Raw genomic sequence first — 2317 nt, 5'->3', positions numbered from 1 at the left:
TTTACTCTCTGCAACCAGAATTCAGGGATGGTTTGAGATATCGACATGATGACCTCCATGATAACTGGAAGCCATGATTTCAGGCTGGGAAATTAGACGGAAGGACGTGGGTTTATTTGGCGCTTACATAGGACCACCAAGTTTTGAGATATATAGTGATAGCTATGGGCAATTCTCAGTAGCAGGTGACAAGGAACCAAAGTTAGTGGCATACAAAAACTTCAAGCCATTTCCTTTGGGAATTCTCTCTGAACCAGTTTTAATCTCTGGTGACTATAATCTATGGTCCATCATTAAAAAGGATAAGTCTGAAATCTATCAGGAAATAGTTTATGCATACCCAAACCCATTTAAGCCGAAGATTCAATACTATATTGCTCCTGTTTTAGGCCTATTATTCATTATTCTATATATTACTCGTAACTCTGACATTTCAGTGAGATGGAAGACTGCACTAGAGAAAGACTCTGCAATTGGATATAGAAGCTTCTTTGATTGGAGTAGTTTAAATTTTGTAAGACGATTTCATACAAAGAAATATCGGAAAATTGCATCCGAAAAAATCAGGATTAGTCGGGGTAAAGCCTTAAGAAAACTGTATACATTCATTTACGCTTTTCAAAGAAATGGACACACACCGGATTTACTCAATATAATCAATGAGATACAGTTAAATGGTTTTAATTCTGCAAACCTGATAGTAAAGTACAGTGATGAACTTCATAAAGACTTAACTAGCGAAGACATCATAAACAACATTGATAAACTATGTAATTATGGTCTGAAAGACTATCTCAACAATGTTGGGGGAAATCCAAAAGTTGTTGATTCCGTGATATATGATAGTAACGGTAGTATGGAAATATTTAAATTATCCTATTTTAAAAAAATGGAGGAATATCTTGAAAGTTTGAATAAGACCTGCAGTAATTCAGAAGACAAGCCTGAAGGTATTGAAAAAGCTCCAGATTCAATAAGATTTAATTTACCTGAAAGGTCTTTTTGCGAGTCATTTGTAAAAAATCAATTGACTACCAATATATCGAAAATTATCAGCCTGTTTGCTGGTGATGACATACTTACACTTTCTGAAGAAAACGATAGTGAAAAAGCAACGATTGAAATAGACTTTTGTTTCTTAGTTCCGAATTTTGAATTGATATATCCAATTCTAGAACAGATTACCTTTGGAACTACAAAATATGGTTTTAGCAGAATTTTTAATTTTAACATTGATGGGGAAGAAGTAAATTCCGGCCAAGATCATGTTTATTTCGACCCCTGTTTATTGTTTAAAATCAAAGCTGCCTTACCTAACGAAACCGAGAGCTATACAAAGTATACTTTTACTAATGCGCCACCTGACTATATATCCTTAAGTTTTAAAGAAAACTCGGATCATAGCAAAAAGAATATTTCAGAGATAGCATTCAAACAATATGGAGCACAATGTATAAACCAGTACATTTCAATATTATTGGGCAGTAATTTTGGTCTGTCACAGACGACAAATGATTATGATAAAGACAAATCTAAGGAGTTAGAGAATGCCTTCTCTGAACTTATCGAAACCATAGAATCATCGGCTTCTGAAGCGTTGACAGAAGAGTTAATTCTGTCATCAGTTGAAAATATATACTCCTCAAATAGAGAGGCAATCGATCTATTTGTTACAGATTTAATTAATAACTATTCTGATAGCACAATAGCTCGGTTTTTCATAGAAGATGACTTAGATATTTTGCCGGACGCCGTTCAACAAATAATACAATCAGCTCAGGAATATACTAATGAATAATTTTCTGATGTTCCTAATATTATTAACATTTACTATTAATGCAAACTCTAATTCTAAGGATCAAAAGTATGCTAAACAAGGTGCTAAATCTGCTCTGAAAAACTTTTTTTCATGGGTCGCTGAAATACCAGGAATAGATTATATTAATGCATCTGTTCGAAATAACGAATATAAGATCATTTCAATTAAGCAGAAGACTGGTACATTAAGATTACCGGATATTAATAAAACAGAGAGTGTTAGCATAATACCTATATACAGTAAACATCAACGATCTTTTATCCGTGATAATGGTGAAATAGTACACCCCGGATTTGTAGTGACTGATAATGCTGAATTACCTTCTGGTCGATATAGAATTCATGCTACAGGTAAAAATGTGGACCTACATCGTAAGCGCCAAATAAACCCACGTCCTTCCGTCTAATTTCCCAGCCTGAAATCATGGCTTCCAGTTATCATGGAGGTCATCATGTCGATATCTCAAACCATCCCTGAATTCTGGTTGCAGAGAGTAAA

2 protein-coding genes are annotated in these 2317 nt (G+C 34.3%); both read left to right on the top strand.

The features are described from left to right. The first annotated feature begins 73 nt into the window (after positions 1-73). Positions 74-1798: a hypothetical protein gene (locus tag AK963_RS27885; RefSeq protein ID WP_066018577.1), complete on the top strand. Its 1725-nt coding sequence runs from the start codon at positions 74-76 to the stop codon at positions 1796-1798. Next, positions 1791-2225 carry a hypothetical protein gene (locus tag AK963_RS27880; RefSeq protein WP_066018576.1) on the top strand — a complete coding sequence of 145 codons (435 nt, stop codon included), beginning with the start codon at positions 1791-1793 and terminating at the stop codon, positions 2223-2225. The genes AK963_RS27885 and AK963_RS27880 overlap by 8 nt, the downstream gene beginning before the upstream one ends. Positions 2226-2317 lie beyond the last annotated feature (92 nt).

It is taken from the genome of Endozoicomonas atrinae (genome assembly GCF_001647025.1).
GTDB classification, from domain to species: Bacteria; Pseudomonadota; Gammaproteobacteria; order Pseudomonadales; family Endozoicomonadaceae; genus Endozoicomonas; species Endozoicomonas atrinae.
The sequence above is the reverse complement of the archived record's forward strand: the minus strand, read 5'-3'. Positions and strand labels throughout refer to the sequence as shown.